Origin of the sequence: Flavobacterium sp. LS1R10 (genome assembly GCF_003968825.1) — a bacterium.
Taxonomy (GTDB): domain Bacteria; phylum Bacteroidota; class Bacteroidia; order Flavobacteriales; family Flavobacteriaceae; genus Flavobacterium.
On record NZ_RYDH01000002.1, the window covers coordinates 409,089 to 433,054 of the forward strand.

Below are 23,966 nucleotides of genomic sequence, written 5' to 3' on the forward strand. Positions count from 1 at the left end.
AATTTTAAGTTAAATGCAATACAAATTTAAAATTTCATTCGCTGAATTCGAACGGCATTTAAAATCGCCAATAAGGCCACCCCCACATCTGCAAAAACCGCCTCCCACATAGAGGCAAGTCCAGCAGCTCCCAGAATGAGAACTATTAGTTTTACGGAAAAAGCCAATCCAATATTTTGCCAAACGATTTGTTTTGTTTTTTTTCCAATGGTGATAGCGGTAAAAATCTTAGTGGGCTGGTCATTTTGAATGACAATATCAGCCGTTTCAATAGTAGCATCGCTTCCTAAACCACCCATAGCAATTCCCGCATCTGCCAGAGCAATGACTGGAGCATCATTTACTCCGTCTCCAACAAATGCAACTTTTAATTTTTGGTTTAAAAGTGCGGTTACTTTATTGACTTTATCTTCTGGCAACAAATTTCCGTAAGCTTCATCAATATTTAATTCTTTGGCTACAGCCAAAACTACCGCTTGATTGTCCCCAGAAAGTAATATTGTTTTGATATTTATTTTATGTAAACTTTCAATAGCCACTTTTGCATCTTCTTTTATTTCATCGGCAACAAGAAAATAACCTGTATATTTTTGATTGATGGCAACTACAACAATAGTGTACGGAATAGCATCAAGATCCGTGTCATAATCAATATGGAATTTTTTCATCAGTTTAGGACTTCCCACCAAGATTTCATTTCCATCTACAACACCTTGCAAGCCAAGGCCTGGAATCTCAGTGAAATTAGAAACAACAATTTCATTTTTAGGATTTTTGGCAAATTCTACTATTGCGGAACCAACCGGATGCGTCGATTTAGCTTCAATTGCTGCAGTATAGTTAACTAAATCAGACTCCAGAATTCCTATCGACACTACTTTCTGAACTTTAAAAACGCCTTTGGTTAAAGTCCCTGTTTTATCCATCACCACTACCTGAATAGCTGCCATAGTATCCAGAAATGTAGATCCTTTAAACAATATTCCGTTTTTACTTGCGGCGCCAATTCCGCCAAAATACCCTAACGGAATGGAAATCACCAAGGCACACGGACAGGAAACCACCAAGAACAGTAAGGCTCTGTACAGCCATTCCTTAAATATATACGTTTCTGCAAATAAGATTGGCACTACACATATAGCAATAGCGAGATACACTATTATTGGCGTGTATATTTTAGCAAACTTCCTAATAAATAATTCTGTTGGTGCTTTTTTAGCAGTGGCATCCTGCACCATCTGGAGGATTTTAGATAATTTGCTGTCTGTAAATGCAGTAGTCACTTCTACTTGAGCAATAGAAGTGCCATTGATCATTCCGGCAAGAATTGTATCTCCTTTTGACTTAGAATCCGGTTTGCTTTCGCCTGTTAATGCAGCAGTATTGAAAGTGGCATAATCCGAAAGCAACATTCCATCTAATGCTAATTTTTCTCCGGGTTTTAATTCTATGACAGCTCCAATAGCCACTTCCGAAGCTTTAATTGCAATCACATTTTGTCCCATTACAACGTTTGCAACATCAGGTCTTTGATCCAGTAATAATTTTATATTTAATTTTGCTCTTTTAACGGCGAGCATTTGGAATAATTCACCAATGGAGTAAAATAACATGACAGCCACTCCTTCGGCATATTGACCAATTCCAAACGCACCTAATGTAGCTATTCCCATTAGAAAAAATTCAGAAAAAATAGCTCCTTTACCAATACTAGCGTAAGCTTCTTTCAAAACTGGAAGCCCTACCGGAATGTAAGCTGCAACATACCAAACGATTCGAAACCAACCATTAAACCAAGATTGAGGAAAGTAATTATCAAATAATAAAGCAATCAGCAATCCTATAAAACTAATTATAGATGGTAAAAACATTCTGAGGGTGCTTTCATTTCCGTTAGAATGATCGTGATCTTCCTCATCGTGATTTTCTGACTCACTGTGAGAGGAACAACATCCTGCATCTTGCTCTGCTTTATTTACTTTTTTTTCTTCTACTGCGCAACATTTGTTGTCAGGTAAAGTTTTGTGTTGGGAAGCCATTTTAAATTGTTTTATATTTAATGAAAAACGAAAAATAAATAATAATAAGTAATGTGGTTATCCCAGTAATAAAAAATGTAGTATTCGCACCAAATTGATACCAAAGGACCCCGGCAAAAGAACTGGCCAATAAGGCGCAAATACTTTGAAATCCAGAATAAGTTCCAATAGCAGTCGCAGTATCTTTTTTATCAGAAATATTACTGATCCATGCTTTCGAAATCCCTTCGGTTGCAGCAGCATACACACCGTAAATTAAAAATAATCCACCAATAATATAACTGTTTTTAGTAAATGCCATTCCAAAATAGACAATTGCAAATAGAAAAAGTCCAAAAGTAAACATTTTCTTCAATCCAATTTTATCAGCAAAAATTCCTAATGGAAATGCACAAAGAGCATAAACCAAATTGTAAAAAATATAAATCTCTATTACCACAGTATCATTTAAACCTGCTTGCTTCGCTTTTAAAAGTAAAAAAACATCGGAACTATTGAATAAGGCAAAAGCTAATAGTCCTGTTACTACTCTTCGATATTGTGCAGGACTTGTTTTCCAATAGCTAAGAAACGAGAAAAACGAAATCTGTTTTACCTCCTTTGCCTGTACCTTAAGTTTATCGTTAAGCAAAAAAGAAGCAAATACCGCTAGTAAACCTGGAATAAAAGCAACATAAAAAAGCATTTTATACTGTTGTGGATAAAAATGCAGATAAATCAAAGCCATAACAGGTCCTAGAACGGCACCAAACGTATCCATTGATCTATGAAATCCAAATATCTTTCCTTTCGTTTCAGCAGTTGCTTCATCAGATAAAATCGCATCTCTTGCACCAGTACGAATTCCTTTTCCGAAACGATCAATTGCTCTGGCAAAAAATATCCAAAGAGGGAAGACGAATACCGCCATCATGGGTTTTGAAATAGCACTTAAACCGTAGCCCAGACGCACAAATGGAACACGTTTACCTGAACTATCAGATAACTTACCAAAATATCCTTTACTTAATCCAGCTAAAGCCTCGGCAAAGCCTTCTAAAACACCAATTAATACTATCGAGAACCCAATCGATTTAAGGTATATAGGCATTATTGGGTAAAGCATTTCGCTCGCTGTATCCGTAAATAGACTAACCAGTGATACTATCCAGACTGTTTTTGAAATATAATTTAATCTTTTCATTTTGAATTATTTTACGTTTTCATAGAACAGTAAACAGTATAAACCGTTATTTTTCCATTCTTGATCTTTTCTTGTTAAGCCATTTATTAGCCTTATAGGTTAGGTAGGCCGACCCACTTCCTAAAACGGCTCCTGCCACTACATCGCTTGGATAATGAACGCCTAAGTGCATTCGAGAATATCCCACGGCACTTGCCCATACAAAAGACGGTGCAATAACATACCATTTATGATACGCTAAACTAAGTGACGTTGCCGTTGCGAAAGCTGACGAAGTATGTCCCGAAGGAAATGAATAACCCACGGTCGACGCTGCTTGATCAATATCAGGATAGGTTTTAAATGGTCGCTGTCTTTTTATAGTATGTTTCAAAGCGGTAGTAATAAATGCATTTACTAAGAATGCTTCTCCAACAAAAATTGCCTGTTTCTTGGCGGCATTATCTTTCTTTAATAAACCAACCGAATATATAATAATAGGAGTAACAAGACCGATGGGAACCGCACTATTCGTTATTAATTTAAAAGTAGGATCTAAATTCTTATTTCGATCAACATTGATATCTCGTAGAATATTTATATCATTATTTTGAGCATTTACAAAAGTCATGCAAAAAAGCCATACAATTAAATTGATTTTTGCAATTACAGTATTCTTATTTTTCATCCTATTGTTTTTATCTCAAATATACTATAATACAGGTGAACTTTGTAACGAAACACTTCTAACAAAATCATTTTAAAAAAAATAGTTCAAATGAAATTGACTATAATTTCATTTGAACTATTTTATTATTACGTTAACGTTTGCTTAGTTTATAATCGCTTCATAAATTACCCTTTGGATATCTTCCCGAATATTTTCTTTCGATAATCTATTTTCACTTGCAATTGGGAAAGTTCTATTAGATAAAAACACATAAACAATTTGCGTTTCAGGATCAGCCCAAGCCATTGTACCTGTATAACCAGTGTGACCAAAACTCGTCATTGAAGCACAACCGCACGTAGGTCCTACAGCACCTAATTGTGGTTTATCAAAGCCCACTCCTCTCCTATTTCCGGCGGCACAAAAATAGCACGTATTGAAATCATCAAATGTTTTTTCAGAAAAATATTGCCGGTTTCCATAATTTCCTTTTTGTAAATAAAGTTCCATTATTTTAGCCACATCCATAGCATTCGAAAAAACACCTGCGTGACCTGAAACCCCACCTTCTAAAGCAGCGGACAAATCATTGACATATCCTTGTAAAAGTTGACGACGGAAATAGGTATCTGTTTCCGTTGGCGGAATTCTGTTTTTATCAAATTTAGTCAATGGATTGAAACTTGAATTGTTCATCCCGAGTGAACGATAGAAATTTTCTTGAATTAAAACATCTAATGGTTTACCCGTTGTCTTTTCTAAATAATCCTTCAGAATCATAAAAGTAAGATCACTGTACTTGTATTCTTTTTTTAATGACAGTTTACTCTCAACAATCATTTTCATAATTGTGTCACTAAAATCATTTCGTATAAAAAGACTGTCTCCTAGTTTTTTCGAAAACTGCTCTTCAGCAATTTTTCTAAAATAAACATCAGAAGGAGATTGCGATTTATTCATTGTAGCCTTGTAAAATGGTATTCCTGCTACTAAACCTGCATAATGCGACAATAAATCCTTGAAATTAATATTTGCCTTATTGGAATCTTTAAAAATAGGAGACATTGATCCTAATGTTGTTTCCAAATTTATTTTTTGCTGATCGTATTGCTGCATCACATTAGGCAATGTAGCTATAATTTTCGTTAATGAGGCAACATCATAAATATCGGAGTCTTGCACTTTAATCGTTCTATCATACGTATGATGACCGAATGATTTTTGATAAATAACTTTTCCTTTTCTGGCTACCAATACCTGAATTCCAGGGGTCATTTTAGCGTCAATTGCTTTAGTAGCAATACTGTCAATTTTTGATAAAATCGTTGAATTCATCCCAACATTTTCTGGAGTTGTGAATCCCAGCCGATTCAATTTTTCTGTTGGCAAACCATCATTTACATTAAAACTAGTATTAATAGAAACCGGTAGTTTCCCTTTGGCTTCAATAGCCCCAAAAATTAGTTCTGCCGAAACGACCTGTGCAACTGCACTATTTTGATAAGAAACAACTAAACCTTCAATATCTTCAAAATTTATAATTGGTAATAAAGCGTATGGTTTTGCAAAAACATCCAGAATTACAGTATTATTTTGGGCTAGAAATTTAATTTTTGCCAACTCATCCAATCTTAGATCATGATTACTAAAAGCAACATCTGATTTGTGATAACCAATGATTACGGTTGTAAAAGGGTGTAATTTCACCTGAAGACTATCCAAATTCACATCTGAAATCACAGTTACTTCAGTGTATTTTTTTAAAGTTGAAACAAAAACATCATTGTTGTCATCTCCCATTTTTACATAAGCGATTTTTTGTTTGTCCAAATTTTTAATCGGCAAAACAGCAGCCGTGTTTTTTAGAACGGTAATTGCATTTTCATACAACTCATAGTGTAAAGCTTCATTTTCAACTGAATTCAAATCGGTGTATAAATTTTCAGTGGCAATTGGTTTAAAATTATTCAAATTCGCTTTGTACTTGAATTTCAGAATTTTTTTTACGGAAAAAGCCAATCGTTCCTCCGTAAATAAATTTATAGAATACGCAAATTTAAATTTCTCAATAGCAGCAGGAACATTTTCAGGAAACAGCAGCACGTCATTACCGGCTATAAAAGCTTCAAAATTGATTTCACTGGGTAATTTAAATTCGCTTACACTTTTCATATTCAAAGCATCTGTAAAAATAAGTCCTTTGAAACCCAATTCTTTCTGAAGAATATCAGTAACCACATTGTAGGAAATTGAGGAAGGAAAATTAGGTCTTGGTTCTATGCTGGGAACGTTTAAATGGGCTACCATAACGGACGAAAGTCCTTCATGAAACATTTTTTTGTAAGGATAAAACGCTAGGTTTTGTAATTGTTCTTTTGAGTAATTTATGGTCGGTAATTTTTTATGAGAATCCGTATCCGTATCGCCATGTCCCGGAAAATGCTTTCCTGTTGAAAATATGCCTTGACTTTGCACCCCTTTCATCAAAGCAATAGCATGTGCTGTAACCTTGAATTTATCTTCACCAAAAGAACGAAAACCTATGATAGGATTTTTAGGATTGGAGTTGATATCAAGAATTGGAGCAAAGTTAAATTGCAATCCCAATCGCTTGCTTTGTTGTCCTATTTGAACACCTACTTTCTCCAATAATTTCATGTCTTGGATGGCTCCAAGAGTCATATTCCAGGGATAACTGTAGGTAGAGTCCAATCGCATGCCCAAACCCCATTCCGCATCACTACCAATAAACAATGGAGTTTTTGACTTGGATTGAAAACGGTTGGTTAATTTTGCCTGACGAACAGGTCCACCTTGAAAGAAAATTAATCCTCCAATTTTATGATCTGTTATGAGTGTATCAATAGCTTTAATATGCGTCGAATCTTTATTGGAATAAGCGGCAACCATAAACAATTGTCCAAATTTTTCCTCTAAAGTCATTGCACTGTAAACACTATCAACCCATTTGTTGCCTTGAGGAGACAACTCAAAAAGTGTGGGCATATTACTTAAAGCAATACTGTCTAAATTTTCAATTTTGGACGGAATGTTGGTTACAATTACTTTATTCTTATTTGTTTTTGTACCAACACAACCAACAGCAATAAAAAGAAATAAGACATAAAAAAAACTATTTCTGATGCTTATCTTTTTCATCTGACTATTTTGTTTAAAAAAAACGACTGTGCCAGCTATCAATGGCAGGAACTTCCCAGGATTCATTGTATTCTTCTATATTATTAACTAAATTATTGAAAACGATGGTATTTTCAGTAACCGCTTTATCTTTTACCATTTTCTTGAAATCAATCAACGGCTTGTGTGCTATATGTTCTCCAAGTTTGAAGGTAACGTTCATTTTATCCAATAAATCTACGGTATATTTTTGTTCTAAATTTTGAATAAATTCTACAGAGGAATCTATAGAGCATCCTGTTGCAGCTTGTACATCCTGATTTACGGCAATAATGATAAACCGGTTGTATTTTAATTGGTACGAGGATTCTAGACTAGTACCATGCGCAGCCCAACCTTCCAGAAAAGATTGCAAGGCGCTTTCTATTTCAGAAAATTCGGCATCCGAAAATTTTCTGTTTGATTGATAAATCCAGATTTTAGATTCTTCGGGTAAATTTTCAAATGGAACGTACATACGATTTTAGATTTGTGATTTTAGATTGTAGATTTATGAAGTTAGGTGTAATAAATTATAGAGCATTGCTGATTACTTAGACACTGTACACTAAAGATCCTGCGCATTAGCAATTAGTTCCGCAATATCCATCACTTTTACTTCGCCTTCTTTTTCTTTATTTTTAATACCGTCCGTCATCATGGTATTACAAAAAGGACAGCCTGCGGCAATAATTTCTGGTTTTGTTTCTAATGCCTCCTCGGTTCTTTCTATATTGACTTCCTTATTTCCAGGTTCAGCATCTTTAAACATTTGGGCTCCACCTGCACCGCAACATAAACCGTTAGCTTTAGAACGCTTCATTTCAACTAATTCAGCATCCAATTTAAGAATCAATTCTCTTGGTGCTTCATACACATTATTAGCTCTTCCTAAATAACAAGGATCGTGAAAAGTAATTCGTTTACCCTTGAATTGTCCACCTTCAATGGTCAGCCTTCCGTCATCTAACAAGGATTTCAAAAACTCCGTGTGGTGAACCACTTCGTATTTTCCGCCTAATTCCGGATATTCATTTTTTAGTGTATTGAAACAATGTGGACAAGCGGTAACAATTTTTTTTGCTTCGTATGCATTCAAAACCTCAATATTCATCATGGCCTGCATTTGAAACAAAAACTCATTACCAGCTCTTTTGGCAGGATCACCTGTACAGCTTTCTTCAGTACCTAAAACGGCAAAAGGAACATTAGCCCGATTTAAAATCCGAACAAAAGCCTTCGTTATTTTCTTCGCTCTATCGTCAAAACTTCCTGCACAACCCACCCAAAATAAAACTTCTGGTTGTTTCCCTTGAGCTAACATTTCGGCCATGGTAGGCACTATTAAATTCTCTGACATACTATCTTGTTGATTCGGTTATTTGCTTATTTGGTTAATGACAAAATCTTCATTTGTAAATCGGTTATTCGTAATACAAATAGCCTATTAAACAGTGACGCGATTTAACGCCTATTCGTTTTTCCAATTCAATCGGTCTTGCTGATTGTATTGCCATGGCGCACCGTTATTCTCTATATTAGTCATCATGGCGTTTATTGGCAGTGGGGCCGCACTTTGTTCCATTACTAAATAGCGACGCATATCCATAATAATTGAAAGCGGGCTAATGTTTACAGGACATTCTTCCACGCACGCATTACAAGAAGTGCATGCCCAAAGCTCTTCTGGTGTGATGTAATCGTTTAATAATGTTTTGTTGTCCGGAATAAAAACACCTTTATTGGCATCAATATTTCTTCCTACTTCTTCCATTCGATCTCTGGTATCCATCATAATTTTACGTGGAGACAATTTTTTTCCTGTAATATTGGCTGGACAAGCTGACGTACAACGACCACATTCTGTACAGGTATACGCATTCAATAATTGAACCCAGTTTAAGTCCTGAATATCGCTGGCACCAAATTTACTTGGAACTGCGTTGTCATCCACTGGTGCTGCCGCAAAAGGATCAGCATTAGGATCCATCATTAACTTCACTTCTTTAGTAACGGATTCTAAATTGTCAAATTGTCCTTGCGGATTTAGATTTGCAAAATACGTATTTGGGAATGCTAAGAGAATATGTAAATGTTTTGAAAAATACAAATAATTCATAAAAATTAAGATACCCACAATATGCACCCACCAGAATATCTCTGACAGCAACATTACCAATTCATTTGACATTCCGTTAAAGATAGGTTCAATAAATTGACTGATCGGAAACCAACCGGCTTTTATAAAATGAGAAAAACCTCCGGGGACATTTTGTAAATGCAAATCAGAAGCGTTCATCAATAAAAATAATGTCATAAGAACCACCTCAAAATACAAGATATAGTTTGCATCATTTTTTGGCCAGCCTTTTAAATCAGAGCTTACAAATCTTTTCAATTTGATGGCATTTCTTCTGCTCCAAAAAGCAAAAACTGCTACTAAAACTAAAAAAGCTAAAATTTCGAAAGAAGCAATCAGCACATCATACGTAGTTCCTAAAAAAGCAAAAACACGATGTGTCCCAAAAAGTCCGTCGATAATAATTTCTAGCAATTCAATATTTATAATTATAAAACCCACATAGACAATAATATGCAATGCTCCAGCGATAGGTTTTTTGACCATTTTTGATTGACCAAGAGCTATCATGGCCATATTAATCCAGCGCGCTTTTGGATTATCAAAGCGATTTACATCCGTTCCAAGATTGATATTTCGTCTGATTTTTTTAACACTGTTGAAAAAATAACCAAAACCAATTACCAATATAACGGCAAATAAAATGTTGTCTAAGTAGCTCATAATTGCTATTTTATTTCATTAGATATAGAATCATTTACAGGACCTACATACGGTTTATTTTTCTTTCCAAATAAAGAAATATTGACATATCGAGTGGGATAAAGTCTAATATCTTGCAATAATAATTCTAATTCTTTTGTGGCGTTTTTTATGTTTTGGTAGAAAGCCTCGTCGTTTAGCAATTTACCCATAGAACCTTTCCCAGATTCTAAACCACTCATAATACCATCAACTCTTCCTAGAGTTGCATTGAGATTTTTTACCGTTTTTCCAAGATCGGCTTTATTCAAGGAATCTGATATTTTAGAAAAATTACCCGATATTTTAGAAAAATTGCTAACGACTCCGTTGATTTGTGCTTTATTCGTTTCTAATAAAGTATTGACATTTAAGGACACTTTATGAAATTGTTCAATGGTTTTGCTCAATTCAGCTAGAGTGAGTTTTAAATCCTGCTGCCCTTTTTGATCCAGAACGTTATTAAAACCGGAAATTAATTTATCCGTGCTTAACAATAGTTTTTCTAGTTTTTCCTGAAGAGGTGCTAATTGATCCCCTACTTTATCAGTAAGTCCTAATTTCACTCCGCCTTGCAATTTCTGACCATCAAGTGCCAAGCTTTTATCTTTAAAATTAGGGATAATTGCAATTTGTTTTCCTCCAATAAATCCTGGCTCATAAATAGAAGCCCTACTGGATTTAGAAATAGGAAAATCAGTTTTCAATTGCAATTCAACTAATAATAGTCCTGTGTTTTCATTTATGGTAATACTATTTACTTTACCAACCACCAAACCGTTCAGGGTAACAGGTGAGGATGTGGCTAGACCTTCAACACTTTTATATTCTACATAAAATGTTTTATAATTTGTGAAAAGATCTCTTCCTTTCAAAAAACTATAGCCCCAAATAAATAATAAAATAGAAGCAATTACTAAGATAGCAGTTTTAATTTCTCGTGTTATTTTCAAAATTCAAGTATTTTTTACAAATTTAATGTAAAATATTTTAAGTTGTTGTTATTATTTAAGAGCTTATTCTACACTTATTTTTTCTCCAACATTAAATGCAATTAAGTGTCCGGACGTATCTTTTTAGGTTTAACCATATCGATTTTTTTTGCTAAATAATAATCTGATATTTAGATTTATAACTAATACTAATGATCCTGTCATCCGCTATCAGTAGAAGCTCTTCAGACACTTTGAAATTAGATGCTTTTAACTTTTTATTTAATAAAACCAGTTATAGTTTAACAAATATGTTGTTTTGGGATAGACTACTTGAACGTCGTACGCATCTTTAGATCTGTTTTTTTAACTTTAATATTGTCGTAAGCGCATTTACTTTTCAACAAAACTATTGTGCAAATTTACTGAGTTTTTACCGCCGTGACCGCATTAAAATAAAATAAATCGGTCTGAGAAAAAAAGTTCAACAAGACCAATAAAAATACTTTTAGAATTGCGAATTCGCTCGTATTATTTTCGAAATAAAACTTATTTTTTTAATCAATACTACTGTAGCACTTGTTATTTAATCGCTTCTTGAATGCTTATTTTTTCTCCATTTTTAAAAGCGATCAAAAAAGCAGTATCATATCCTTTCTCTTTTGCCTCTGTTAATTGCTTTCTTGCTTCATCGTAATCCGTTGTTTCTCCATACATATATTTGTAGACTCTATTTTCATAGGCAACAGAGATATTTTTTAATCCTTTAAAATTTCTAGGCAGGAGCGCTACTTTTTTGATACTAGCCAAAAGTTGCACTTTGAATGAGGTTTTAGTATTATCGATTGCTTTTTTAGTTTCAATAACTTGAAGGTTTGTTTTTGATTTTAAAGGCGTTGCAGTATCCTTAACTTGTTTTTCAATAATTTTTTGCGAAGGCTTTACTTCAAATGCTTCCGATTCTCCACTTCCAAAATATTCTTTTTTATAATCGATTATAGCTCCTGCAATGGCTTTGGCAATTTCGTTCTGGCCTTCTTCTGAATTTAATCTATTTCCTTCAGTCGGATTAGAAATAAACCCCATTTCTATCAATACTCGTGGCATGTAGGCTTTATGAAGCACCATAAATGGCGCTTGTTTAACTCCTCCTCCACGTATTTTTTTTCCTAAATCTGCAAAAGCATCTTCTACCTTACTGGCCAGTGAAATACTGTTGTCTAAATATTCTTCCTGCATCAAGGTCATCCCAATCATAGTTTCCGGAGAGTTTGGATCAAATCCTTCATATTTTTGTTTGTAATCTTTTTCAAGAGTGATTACAGAATTCTCTTTTTTAGCCGCTTCTAGGTTAGAGGCTATCTTACTTAAACCCATCACGTAGGTTTCTGTACCATCGGCAGCGGTATTTCTGTTGGCATTACAATGAATTGACACAAAAATATTAGCATTAAATCTGTTAGCAATATTGGCTCTTTCAATTAAGTCAATAAAAACATCTGTTTTTCGTGTAAAATTCACATCAATTTGTGGAGTAGCTTCTAATAACTTACCAACTTTTAGAACGACAGCCAAAGCTATGTTTTTTTCTATTCGTCCTTCATATACAGCACCAAAATCATGATCGCCATGCCCCGCATCAAGTGTTACTTTAAAAACATTAGATTGACAAAAGGCTGATAGCGATATTATCGTCATCAAAAAAGTTATTGTAATTTTAATTTTATAGGTGTTGTGCATAAAGCTATAAGTTAATTTAATTAGAAGACTAAGTGTATAAATTTATTTATTTGACTATTTTTGACAAAAATTTATATGTAAGTTTGACATCTCAAAAAACAGGCCATAATTTTACAAAAATAGCATTTAAACCTTTGCATACAAACTTATTTAATATCGTTTTATTATCAATCTTCCTATCCTTAGGGTCTGGAAAATTATATTCTCAAAATATATCAAAAAAAAAGACGGCGATTTCCGTTAGTAAACAAATAGATAGTACTACTTTAGGAACTATCAAAAAGGTTCCTACTGTTGCAACTACTACAAAAGAGAAGGATTCAATACAAAAAGACAGTATAAAGCCTACCAAAGCATTCCTTGACGGAAAGGTAAAATACAAAGCCGATCAATATGCTAAAATTGATCAAAAGAAAAAGCTCATTACTTTGTATAATAACGCAGAATTGTATTATCAAGACATTGAATTGAAGTCTGGTATAATTGTAATGAATTATGAAAAAAATGAGGTATATGCCGGTCGCATCAAAGATTCTACAGGAGCTTATACACAGTTTCCAAATTTCAAACAGGGCACTAATGTTATTGAACCTGATTCTATCCGATTTAATTTTAAAACAAAAAAAGCTTTAATTTGGAACTCACGATCAGATCAAGGCGAATTTAAAATAAAAGCAACGCAGACCAAAAAAGAAAATGATTCTGTTTATTTTCTAAAAGGAGCCCGTTTTACTACTTCAAAAGATGTAGACAATCCAGAATATTATTTTCAAACCAGCAAAGTAAAATTCATCCCAGGCAAAAAAGTAGTTACGGGATTGACTAATATGGTTATTGCAAATGTTCCTACTCCAATTGCATTGCCTTTTGCTTTTTTTCCAATGAGCCAAGAAACCAGCATTTCAGGATTAATTTTACCAAGCTATAACGACTCCAACAACCGAGGGTTTTCGTTGCAAAATTTAGGGTATTATTTTGCCTTGAGTGATAATTATGATTTAACCGTATTAGGCGATTATTATACTAATGGCAGTTACGGGTTGCGTTTTGAATCCAGTTATGCCAAAAGATACAATTATAGAGGAAACTTAAACATTCGATTTGAAAACTTAATTACCAGCGAAAGAGGCTACCCTGATTACTTAAAACAAAATATTTATAACATACAATGGTCCCATTCCAAAGACTCTAAATCGAATCCTAATTCTAGTTTTTCGGCCTCTGTGAATCTTGGAAGTAGTAAATATTTTCGACAATCTATCAATCAGATAAATATTGGTTCAAATCTAAATAATACCTTAAGTTCTTCTGTGTCGTATTCAAAAACATTCACTTCAATTCCACAAGTTAGAATGTCATTGACTGCAACTCACTCGCAAAATACACAAACCGCAGAAATCAATATGACACTACCTACACTACAACTGAGTGTGGATCGGATTTATCCTTTTGTGGGGAAAGACGGCGTAAAAAAAGGGTTTTTCAAGAACATCAATTTACAATATAATCTGAATGGCCGAAACAGCATTGTTACTACCGATTCTTTATTCTTCAAGCCACAAATGTTCCGGGATGCAAAAATTGGTTTCCAACACAGTATTCCGTTAAGCACCAATTTTAAATTATTTAAATATTTCAGTGCGTCTACATCCGTAAATTATGAAGAAATTTGGTATACCAAAACAATTGAAAGAAGTTTTGACCAAAACCAAAGCACCGTAGTCGATAAAACGGTTAATGGCTTTGATGCCTTTAGAACCTATTCCTTCTCTTCAAGTCTGGGAACCACTATTTATGGAACTTTTAACTTTGGTGAAAACAAAAAGATAAAATCAATTCGGCACGTCATGAGACCATCTGTTTCGTATGGGTATACCCCAAGTTTCGAAAAATATTATGACACCTACGCATCCGATGCAACCGGGACAATGACAAAACAATATTCCAGATTTGAAAGCGGGATTTTTGGAGCCCCAGGATTGAATAATTCGAATTCGTTAGGATTTGATTTGAGCAACACTTTTGAAGCAAAAGTTACTGATAGCGATAGTACCAAGGTTGAACCTAAAAAAATAATGCTGCTGAATAACTTAAACCTATCTACCAGCTATAATTTAGATGCAGATGGTGTCAATTCATTAGCTTTTGCGCCGATACGAGTTAGTGGTGGTACCCAACTTTTTCAAAATAAAATGAATGTCAATTTTGGAGCAACGTTAGATCCCTATGCGATTGATAACTCCGGAAACCGAATTAATGTCTTTAATATTAACAACGGCGGCAGCCTTTTTAGAATGACAAGTTCTAATATGACTTTAAATTACTCTATTTCCAGTAAAGGAAATGATAAAAAAGACAAAGACACAAATGAACAAAGCCGAAGAAATGGGGGCCGTGGAGATGATCTGTTCGGTACCAATACGGACTTAGGAGACAATAGGAGAAGTCAGTTTGACGAAGAAGAGGAAGATGATAGAGAAGATAAAATTTCTGAATTTTTTAATTCAAAATTACCGTGGGATATGACCTTTGCCTATTCTTTGACCTATGGAAACAATAATAGAGAGAATCAAATCATTGGTAACTCAATAATGATTTCAGCTAATGCTGATATCACTCCAAAATGGAAAGCAGGAATATCAACCGGGTACGATTTTGTTCAAAAAGGAGTTACCTTTACTCAGCTTCGTTTTGAAAGGGATTTATTAAGCTGGAGAATGGATTTTAACTGGTCTCCATTTGGTGATAATGCAAACTGGGGATTCTTCATTGGAATAAAATCAGGCGTGCTCAGCGATATCAAATGGGACAAACGAAGTACAATAAATCGGTAATTAGGCCAGGAGACTTTTAAACTAAATTGAATTACATAAAATAGAACGTATGAAAAAGATAATTTTTACAGAAAATGCTCCTGCACCAATTGGCCCGTACAACCAAGCAGTCCTAAAAGGAAACACATTGTATGCATCAGGTCAAATTGCAATAAATCCGGCAACTGGAACGTTAGTTCTTGATTCAATCGAAGCCGAAACAGAACAAGTCATGCAAAATATGAAAGCAGTTCTGGAAGCCGCCGGAATGACATTTGAAAACATAGTAAAAACCACAATATTTATTATGGATATGACCGATTTCGGGAAAATAAATACGGTTTATGGTTCCTATTTTAACGAGAAAACTGCTCCGGCACGGGAAACAGTTCAAGTGGCCTGTTTGCCAAAAAATGTGAATATTGAAATCTCAATGATCGCTATTCTTTAGTGCTTTTTTTCCGCTTTCATTATTAAAACAAGAAAAACGGTTGAAACGATTTCAGAATGTCCGTTATCAATTAGTTATAAATTAAAAACCACTGTTGATTTACTTGCTCTAAAGTAAATTAACAGTGGTTTTTGATAAAAATAAACTCTGAAAAACTATTTATTTGCAATATGATATGCAATTAAACCATCAATAGGTCGTCGCAATACATTGCCTAATTGCAACTCATATTTATCAAATATTTCTTGCAGCTCTTCTTTGAGATAAAAGGCTATGGACCCCACAAAATGAACTGGAATTTCTTTGCAGTTATCGTATTGTTTTATGTAATTTTTCACAAAAGATTTCATTCCTTTGAAAATAATTTTTCTGCAGAACTCCGTTTCTTTGTGCTGAATCAGGAACTTCGCAAAAGTCGCTAAATACGCATTTGGATTGGGTTCTTTGTACAATTTGCTTTTTATAGCATCTGGATCAAGGTTGTATTCTTTCTCGAATTCAACGGCCAGTTCTTTTGGCATTTTATTAAAATAGTACTTTCTGATTAATTCTTTTCCAAAAACATTTCCGCTGCAATCATCCATGGCGATATATCCCAATGACTGTACTTTTTGATGGAGTTCTTTGCCATCAAAATAACTGCAGTTTGATCCGGTCCCCAGTATAGAAACAATTGCTTTTTCTCCCTTTGGAGTCGTTGCATAAACGGCTGCATAGGTATCTTCTTTGACATCTATAATAGCATTAGGAAAATACTTTTGAAAAACCTGAGACAGTGCAATTTTCATTCTTTCAGTACCACAACCTGCTCCATAAAAAAACAAATGGGTTGCATTTTTCTTGTTTTGCAAAATATCAAAACGATCATTTAAGCGTTCAATAATTTCATCTTCTTCAAGTACTTCAGGATTCAATCCTAAGGTTTGAGTTGTAAACAATATTTTACCATTTGTATCTATTGCAATCCAATCGGCTTTGGTAGAACCACTATCAACTATTAATCTCATTTTTTTCTGGTTTTTGGTTTTGTTGTTATATTTCCTAATACTTTCATAAAGGAAGGTATTAACAAAATATAAATGAAAAAGGGAATAAAAAATAAAGTCCCGTTACTATAAAGATAACGGGACTTTGTAAATATAATTAATTATTTTAAACCTGCAATATGTACTGATAAATCGATCAATTTGCTTGAATAACCATATTCATTATCATACCAAGATACAATTTTGAAAAAAGTAGAATTCAAACCAATTCCTGCATTAGCATCCACAATTGAAGTACGGGGATCCGAAACGAAATCTTGTGATACTACAGCATCTTCGGTATATCCTAAAACACCTTTCATAGTGGTTTCAGAAGCTGTTTTTAGAACAGCCATGATTTCTTCATAGGTTGTTTCTTTTGCTAATTTAACGGTCAAATCTACTACTGAAACATCTACAGTAGGAACACGCATAGACATCCCTGTTAGTTTTCCGTTCAATTCCGGAATCACTTTTCCTACTGCTTTTGCAGCACCTGTACTAGATGGAATCATGTTGACTAATGCTGATCTACCGCCACGGAAATCTTTTCTTGATGGTCCGTCATTTGTCATTTGAGTTGAAGTTGTTGCATGAATAGTAGTCATCAAACCTTCAACAATTCCAAAATTATCATTGATTACTTTGGCCAAAGGAGCCAAACAATTTGTAGTACAAGAAGCATTAGAAACCACTGTATCTGAAGCTAACGCTTTGTCATGATTTACACCCATTACAAACATTGGCGCATCAGCAGAAGGTGCAGAAATAATTACTTTTTTAGCACCACCGGTGATGTGTGCTTTTGCCGTTTCAATAGTAGTGAAAAAACCCGTACATTCCGCTACAACATCTACATCTACTTCATTCCATTTTAGATTTGCAGGATCTCTTTCTGCAGTAATCCTGATGTGTTTATCGTTTACAAAAAGTTTTCCGTCTTTCACTTCTACTTTTCCGGCGAAACGTCCGTGAACTGAATCGTATTTTAATAAGTAAGCTAAATGATCTACATCTAATAAATCGTTAATTGCAACTACTTCTACATTATCTCTGTTGTACGATTCTCTAAAAACTATTCTCCCTATTCTTCCAAAACCGTTTATTCCTAATTTAACTTTTGACATTTTACTTTAATTTTTGTTTATTTAAATATTAACTTGCTCTAAAGTCTAATTTCCTCACTATAAACTTTAATCCCTTTATGTAGACATTATGTCTGAAACTCTTAATAATTCTCTATCAATTTCTGTTTTGCCTTTAATGGCTTGTTCCAAAGGTGTCAATGAAACTGTATCGTTCTTTAACCCTACCATGAACTTTGACTTGCCTTCCAGCAAAGATTCAACTGCTTTTACGCCCAATCTACTGGCAAGAACCCGATCAAAACAAGAAGGGGAACCGCCACGTTGCATGTGGCCCAGAACAGAAACTCTAACATCATATTCCGGCAAATTAGCTTCTACGTAATCTTTTAATTCAAATACGTTTTTCCCTATTTTATCTCCTTCTGCTATTACAACAATGCTGGATGATTTACCAGAAGCCTTGCTTTTTTGCAGGGATTCTAATAATCGCTCTAATCCTAAATCTTCTTCGGGAATCAGAATTTCTTCGGCACCGGCACCAATACCGGCATTCAAAGCGATGTGACCGGCATCTCTACCCATCACTTCTACAAAGAATAAACGATTGTGTGAACTTGCGGTATCTCTAATTTTATCAATGACATCCACAACGGTATTCAAAGCGGTATCATATCCTAACGTATGGGTGGTCCCAAAAATATCGTTATCAATAGTTCCCGGAATTCCCATTACTGGAAAATCAAATTCATTATTGAACAACAAACCACCGGTAAAAGTACCGTCGCCCCCTATTACTACTAGAGCATCTATTCCTGCTTTAATCAGGTTATCGTGTGCTTTTTTTCTTCCTTCTGGAGTTTTAAATTCTAAAGAACGTGCTGACTTCAAAATTGTCCCTCCTTTATTAACAATGTTGTTTACGCTACGAGGTCCCATTTCTTTGAAGTCGCCTTCAATCATTCCCTGATATCCTCTGTATATTCCTATACATTCAATAGCATGATACGCACATGTCCGAACAACGGATCGAATTGCTGCATTCATACCTGGTGAGTCTCCTCCCGAAGTAAGAACACCAACTTTTTTTATTGTTTTTGGCATTATTTAAGTATTAAAGTGTAAAATTAGCAAACATTCAGCACTTACAGAGCCGTGTTTTTTATAAATTAGTTAAGCAACCAAAATTCAAACGTTTTCGTTAATAAGTTTTCGAAAAATCAAAATAAAACGAATTTTATTTAGCAAAATAAAAAAATAATGAATTTTTATTTGATAATTAACAATTTAAGCGTTTTTATGATTGTTTTATGACAATGATCCATTACGTATTTACAAATGAGGAATTAAAAAAAAACGTCCTTGTGGTAAGTCTGAAATTCTTTTAATTGGTACTGAAGCAGATATTGTTAATCTCCTATCCTGATCCTGATTCTCATTCTCATTTGTATGAATTCTTGGTTCTGATTCCTCCTGTTTACAAAAAAATTAGTTTTCCTCCGGGACTAAACCTTCTTGATTATTTTTGGTTTTTTCTGTTTTGGGTTTTTTAGATTTCATAAAATTAATATAATCCGGAGATAAGTCAGAATCTTGATCTTCAGCGGCGGGCACTGTCACTCTGTCTATTTTTAGATTCGTAAAAATTTTATTGACTAACTCCTTGAAAGTATCAAAATCTACTTCGTAAGAAACTCCTAAACCTTGGGTATAACCAATCCCTTGCCCAATATAATTGATATCATTTTCTTTATTAAACAATCGTAAATTAAGTGTTCCATCTTCATTAACCCTATATAGCACTTCAACATCTCCTACGATAGCGGATTCATTAATCCCACCAAAAGGAACTCCTAGTTTTCCATTGATCGTTATTCTTTCGTTTATTTTGGATGAAATTGTTGCAACAAACCGTCCATCTGTTTCTCTTCCTATTCTTCTGTCGGCTCCAATGAAATTCAGACCCACTTTGAATTTTTCATCGTCAGATTGTATTATTCCTCCTAAAAGACTAGAGGCGGTCTCAAACAAACTTCCTGAAAAATCAGATTGACTTACTCCTTCCGGACTTAAAAATCCACCGGAAGATAATAAATACAATGCTTGAGTTTGTCTCACGTCCTTATCATTTAACTTATATTGGATTTCTGATTTTAACACCGTGCTGACTGTTGGAAATTCAATATTAAAATCGGGTTCCGGACTAGTCAAATCGCCTCTAATTCCTATAACTACTTCCACGGGGACTTTCGTATTAAAAGAAGCATTTTCTAACAAAATTGCAGGATTTGCAGTAGTTTTGTATACTGCTTCAAGATTTAACTGTGCGCGCATCGGATTCCCTTCCCAGGAAATTGACCCTCCTTTTTTGACCTCAAACTTCTTGTCTATCAGTCCTCCATATTTAAAATTATAAGTCCCTTCATACGCTTGAAAATCACCCCACATATTGAATTTCCCCGTCGTGTTTATTTTAAACAACAAAGAGCCAAAACCTTTCCCCTTCATTCCGTGACCTGTGTTTCGGTCTAGAATTACCTCTACTTCGGCATCCGGTGTAATATCAAAATCAAACTCCAATTCAAGGCCATTATAATTCCGGGTATTTTCTACAATACCGTTCCTTACATTGTATTTTTCTTTTGCAGTCAGGAAATGAAGAAAAATATTATCACTTACACTTTCGGCATTATTAATAGGAATTTTTATGGCTGTTCCTTTCTCTGATTTTGCAGCTACTTTTATAAACAATGAATTAGTTGGTCCTTTTATAGTGGCAACTCCATCTATAAATGCAGTACCATAATAAGCTGAATCTTCAGTATCCTTAGTATCTAATGCTAGAAGCCTTTTTGAATTAACGGTTAAATCTAATTTCCAATCCGAAAAATTAGTATGCCCAATACTTCCGTTTAACTTCCCTACAGTGCCAAATTTTGTGTCTGTCAAGGTATTGTTTCTAAACAAGAATCGGTCATCGGTCAGGTCTATAATTGTGTTATCACTTAAACCGTAATCCACATTCAGGTAGGGTATGGTTATTCCTGCTTGGTCAAGGTACAGCCTGCCATTTATACTAGGTTTCTTAAGATTTCCTTCTATGGTAGCATTACCGGCTATTGAACCTCGTATATTAGACAATACTTCACCACCCAAAGAGTTCAAGGTTGCGATATTAAATTTATCAAATTTTAGCCTCAAATCAAGAATGGTTTCTTTATTGACAATTTCAAAACTACCATCCGCATTAAATGATTCAAAATTTTTGTTCTCTAAATTAGAATTTATGGTAAACTTGCTAAGATTTTCATCACCTTCAATTTCAAAATTTAAAGTTCCTAAATCTATTTTATTTAAATTCAAATTATCAATAACTATAGAAGATGTAGGCTGAAAAACATCTTTATTTTGCTTGAAATTTACTTTTCCATTTATATTTCCATGTGCAATAAATTTATCATTAGCAGGCGTGATTTTGTTTAGATCCACATCTTTAAAACTCAGTTGTAAATCCTTAATTGTAGTATCTTTAAAAAGGCCCACTAAAGAAATTTCCTGTTCTTCATGTGACAACACAATGTTATCAATATTGAAATTTTGAAATGATTTATCAAAAACAACTTTATTATCAGTTGCTTCTTTTTCGTTCAAAAACCACAAATAATCTTTGAATTTCACCTCTGATTTACTAATTCCAACTACATTATTGTTATCCTGATTAATAGTATGGTATAAATTCAGATTAAAATAATCTTCTGCTTTTGGTCCCCCTTTAAACTCCGAACGAAAATACAGTGTGTCTTTCATTGTGACATTTATCAGACTAAAATCACGTATTTTATAGTATTTTGTTTTTATACTGTCCAGTTCTATGTAGGCATTATAAAGCGGATTTTTATTGTCTACCGAAACTCTTATATTATCAAGTATATTGTTTGAAGCTATAATTTGAGGCGAATTAAAATTGAGTTTAAATTCCTGATTATCGGAGTTTATATTTCCTTTAATAATGGTGTTGGGTGCAATAGAAATATCAGGGTAAAATATTTCAATTATTTTATTATATATAGAGAAATTAAACTTAAGAAACTGTCCTTTCTTTACCTTGTTGGGTTTAAAATTCGTGTACAGGCTTCCCAAAGAATTCTTTACCAGGTTTTCCAATTGGTTAAATTCATATTTACCCACAATTTCACCCTGAACAATATCTGGTGAATTTACAGTCATGGTTCTTACTCTATTTTCATCAAAAGTTGAATTTATGGTAAAATCATCAAAATTATACGTGTCTTTTGCATTTTGATAGGAGGTTTCGTTGATATACACATTTCCTTGAAAATTTTCTACAGTATTTCCTGATGCCTGAACTACCACATCGCCTCTAAATACAGCAATAGAATCCTTAATTAACTTTAATTTATTCAAATCTGCGTTTTCAACATTAATGTGAAAATCGTATCTATTGTCTTTTTTGCTTAAATCCAATAAACCTTCAAAATTCATACTTAAATTAGGATCTTTTATGGCAATTTGTCCTCTGTAATTCGGATTTTTAAGAACTCCATTGACATCAATATTCGTGTAATTGTATTTTTTATACTCTATTTGGCTAATGCTCCCTTTGATAGCTGTGTCCAGGTATTTTTCTTTGAATCCTTTACCATCGATATCCATATTCAAACTTACCTTTCCTAGTTCTTTTTGATCCAATAAAGTTCCAATATCAAAATTTTCTAAAATAACGTTCCCAATATAAGAAGCCTTATCAATAACATTTATATTTTTTATTTCTAAATTAGAGATTACTTTACCTAACGCCGTTATCATAGAAAAATCAGCTTTGACAACAGTTGTAGAAACATTTGAAACTCCGGAAGCTGAAAATCGTCCTAATTTTTTTAGAGAACTGGGTAATTTATTTCCAAGAATATTAGGTAATATAACTATCAAATTATCATAGCTAGAGGTTAATTTGTCAAATCTGGCATACATCGAAAATTTCTGCCCTTTTTTAGCAAACAAGTTTTTAAAATTAATAGCACCGTTGATCTGTGTTTTCCGATCATCAACTAATTTTAAATTTTTGAATTTCAAATCATTAAGCGTTCCTTTAATAGATGCTTTGATATAAAAATGTTGATTTTTCCCTATTTCTTTATAAAAGTAACGAATATCATTTGAAGCAATTGAGGCAGCATCCAGTTTAATATCAAAGAGTACTTTATCGGTAAAATTAGAAAAATATTCAATTTTATAATTTAACAATACAGTCCCTTTTAAGGTGGATTCTTTGGTCAACAAATTCAGATTTTCTAGTTTTAAGTTTTTTCTGGAATAACTGAATTTTGAGTTTAAATTTTTAACATACAAACCCCGAAAATCTAAAAATGACATTTTATCAATCATAGTCGTTACATCCTGACCGTAAATTTTAAAATTCGTTACGGAAGCATTCAGTTTAGTAAAATCCAAGTCTTTTGGAATTTCACGATTTAGATCTGTCAAAATAAAATGACTATCGTAAATTTTTAATTCCTTTACGGTGAGCAGAAACTTTTTCGTTGATGGTCTTCCGGTTTCAAAAGCGGCTATAAATTTATCGAGATTAGACTCTTTTTCATTTTTGTACGTTTTTAAATTAAATACTAAACCACTCAACCGCAAATCACCAAAAATCAGATCACCGTCCAGCAATTTTTTACCTTCTAAAATAGTCGTTGCAATTCTATCCGAATAAATTAAAGTGTCTTTGTGGTGATCCAGAATCAATACTTTTTTGAATTTTACACCTCCAAAAACAGATATAACAACTCCGTCAATAGCAATATTAGTTCCAAAGTCTTTATTGAGACTTCGGGTGAAATACTGTGCTATTTTAGTTTGAACAAATGGTAGGGTAAGAGCAATACCAAGTACAAGTAAAAGTAGGATTAGTCCAAGTAGAGACCGAAATACTATTTTTTTTATTTTTTTGATACCTACTATATATTTAAATTTTCTAAAATTTCATTTTACCTCTGGAAACTCCTGTGCCTTAAATAAAAATTCTTT

Annotated in this window: 15 protein-coding genes; 2 read left to right on the plus strand and 13 right to left on the minus strand. The window is 33.7% G+C overall.

Annotated features, from left to right (window positions below):
* Positions 1-26: 26 nt before the first annotated feature.
* From EKL96_RS06925 to EKL96_RS06965, 9 genes are all read right to left on the minus strand, one after another.
* A complete protein-coding gene (locus EKL96_RS06925) occupies positions 27-2,039 on the minus strand; it encodes a heavy metal translocating P-type ATPase (RefSeq protein WP_126459987.1) in 2,013 nt (670 codons plus the stop codon).
* 1 nt (position 2,040) lies between these two features.
* Positions 2,041-3,222: an MFS transporter gene (locus EKL96_RS06930; RefSeq protein WP_126459990.1), complete on the minus strand. Its 1,182-nt coding sequence runs from the start codon at positions 3,220-3,222 to the stop codon at positions 2,041-2,043.
* A gap of 46 nt (positions 3,223-3,268) precedes the next feature.
* On the minus strand, positions 3,269-3,889 hold the full coding sequence (locus EKL96_RS06935; RefSeq protein ID WP_126459993.1) for a phosphatase PAP2 family protein: 621 nt from the start codon (positions 3,887-3,889) through the stop codon (positions 3,269-3,271).
* A 144-nt stretch (positions 3,890-4,033) separates the two neighbouring features.
* Positions 4,034-7,030: a glycoside hydrolase family 3 N-terminal domain-containing protein gene (locus EKL96_RS06940; protein WP_126459996.1), complete on the minus strand. Its 2,997-nt coding sequence runs from the start codon at positions 7,028-7,030 to the stop codon at positions 4,034-4,036.
* Between the two features lie 13 nt (positions 7,031-7,043).
* Positions 7,044-7,526, minus strand: a complete 483-nt coding sequence (locus tag EKL96_RS06945) for an ABC transporter ATPase (RefSeq protein WP_126459999.1) — start codon at positions 7,524-7,526, stop codon at positions 7,044-7,046.
* Between the two features lie 90 nt (positions 7,527-7,616).
* Positions 7,617-8,408 carry a (Fe-S)-binding protein gene (locus EKL96_RS06950; RefSeq protein ID WP_126453357.1) on the minus strand — a complete coding sequence of 264 codons (792 nt, stop codon included), beginning with the start codon at positions 8,406-8,408 and terminating at the stop codon, positions 7,617-7,619.
* Between the two features lie 111 nt (positions 8,409-8,519).
* Positions 8,520-9,851 (minus strand): (Fe-S)-binding protein, encoded by a 1,332-nt coding sequence (locus EKL96_RS06955; protein ID WP_126460002.1) that lies wholly within the window; start codon positions 9,849-9,851, stop codon positions 8,520-8,522.
* Positions 9,852-9,856: 5 nt separating this feature from the next.
* Positions 9,857-10,822, minus strand: coding sequence for an MlaD family protein (locus EKL96_RS06960; protein ID WP_126460005.1), 966 nt, complete (start codon positions 10,820-10,822; stop codon positions 9,857-9,859).
* 561 nt (positions 10,823-11,383) lie between these two features.
* Positions 11,384-12,541: an N-acetylmuramoyl-L-alanine amidase gene (locus EKL96_RS06965; protein ID WP_126460009.1), complete on the minus strand. Its 1,158-nt coding sequence runs from the start codon at positions 12,539-12,541 to the stop codon at positions 11,384-11,386.
* A gap of 83 nt (positions 12,542-12,624) precedes the next feature.
* On the opposite strand from EKL96_RS06965, the gene EKL96_RS06970 reads away from it, so the two are divergent.
* Together EKL96_RS06970 and EKL96_RS06975 are read left to right on the plus strand one after the other, a co-directional pair.
* The gene (locus tag EKL96_RS06970; protein ID WP_126460013.1) at positions 12,625-15,375 is read left to right on the plus strand and encodes a putative LPS assembly protein LptD; all 2,751 of its coding nucleotides are present in this window, start codon (positions 12,625-12,627) and stop codon (positions 15,373-15,375) included.
* 49 nt (positions 15,376-15,424) lie between these two features.
* A complete protein-coding gene (locus tag EKL96_RS06975; RefSeq protein WP_126460017.1) occupies positions 15,425-15,805 on the plus strand; it encodes a RidA family protein in 381 nt (126 codons plus the stop codon).
* A gap of 155 nt (positions 15,806-15,960) precedes the next feature.
* Here the strand turns inward: EKL96_RS06975 and EKL96_RS06980 are convergent, their stop codons facing one another.
* The 4 genes from EKL96_RS06980 to EKL96_RS06995 all read right to left on the minus strand — a co-directional run bounded on the left by EKL96_RS06980 (position 15,961) and on the right by EKL96_RS06995 (position 23,846).
* Entirely contained in the window at positions 15,961-16,812 is an 852-nt protein-coding gene (locus tag EKL96_RS06980; RefSeq protein ID WP_126460020.1) for an N-acetylglucosamine kinase, read from the minus strand.
* 140 nt (positions 16,813-16,952) lie between these two features.
* Positions 16,953-17,957 carry a type I glyceraldehyde-3-phosphate dehydrogenase gene (gap, locus tag EKL96_RS06985; protein ID WP_126460023.1) on the minus strand — a complete coding sequence of 335 codons (1,005 nt, stop codon included), beginning with the start codon at positions 17,955-17,957 and terminating at the stop codon, positions 16,953-16,955.
* A gap of 75 nt (positions 17,958-18,032) precedes the next feature.
* On the minus strand, positions 18,033-19,019 hold the full coding sequence (gene pfkA / locus EKL96_RS06990; RefSeq protein WP_126460027.1) for a 6-phosphofructokinase: 987 nt from the start codon (positions 19,017-19,019) through the stop codon (positions 18,033-18,035).
* 384 nt (positions 19,020-19,403) lie between these two features.
* Entirely contained in the window at positions 19,404-23,846 is a 4,443-nt protein-coding gene (locus EKL96_RS06995; RefSeq protein ID WP_126460030.1) for a translocation/assembly module TamB domain-containing protein, read from the minus strand.
* Positions 23,847-23,966 lie beyond the last annotated feature (120 nt).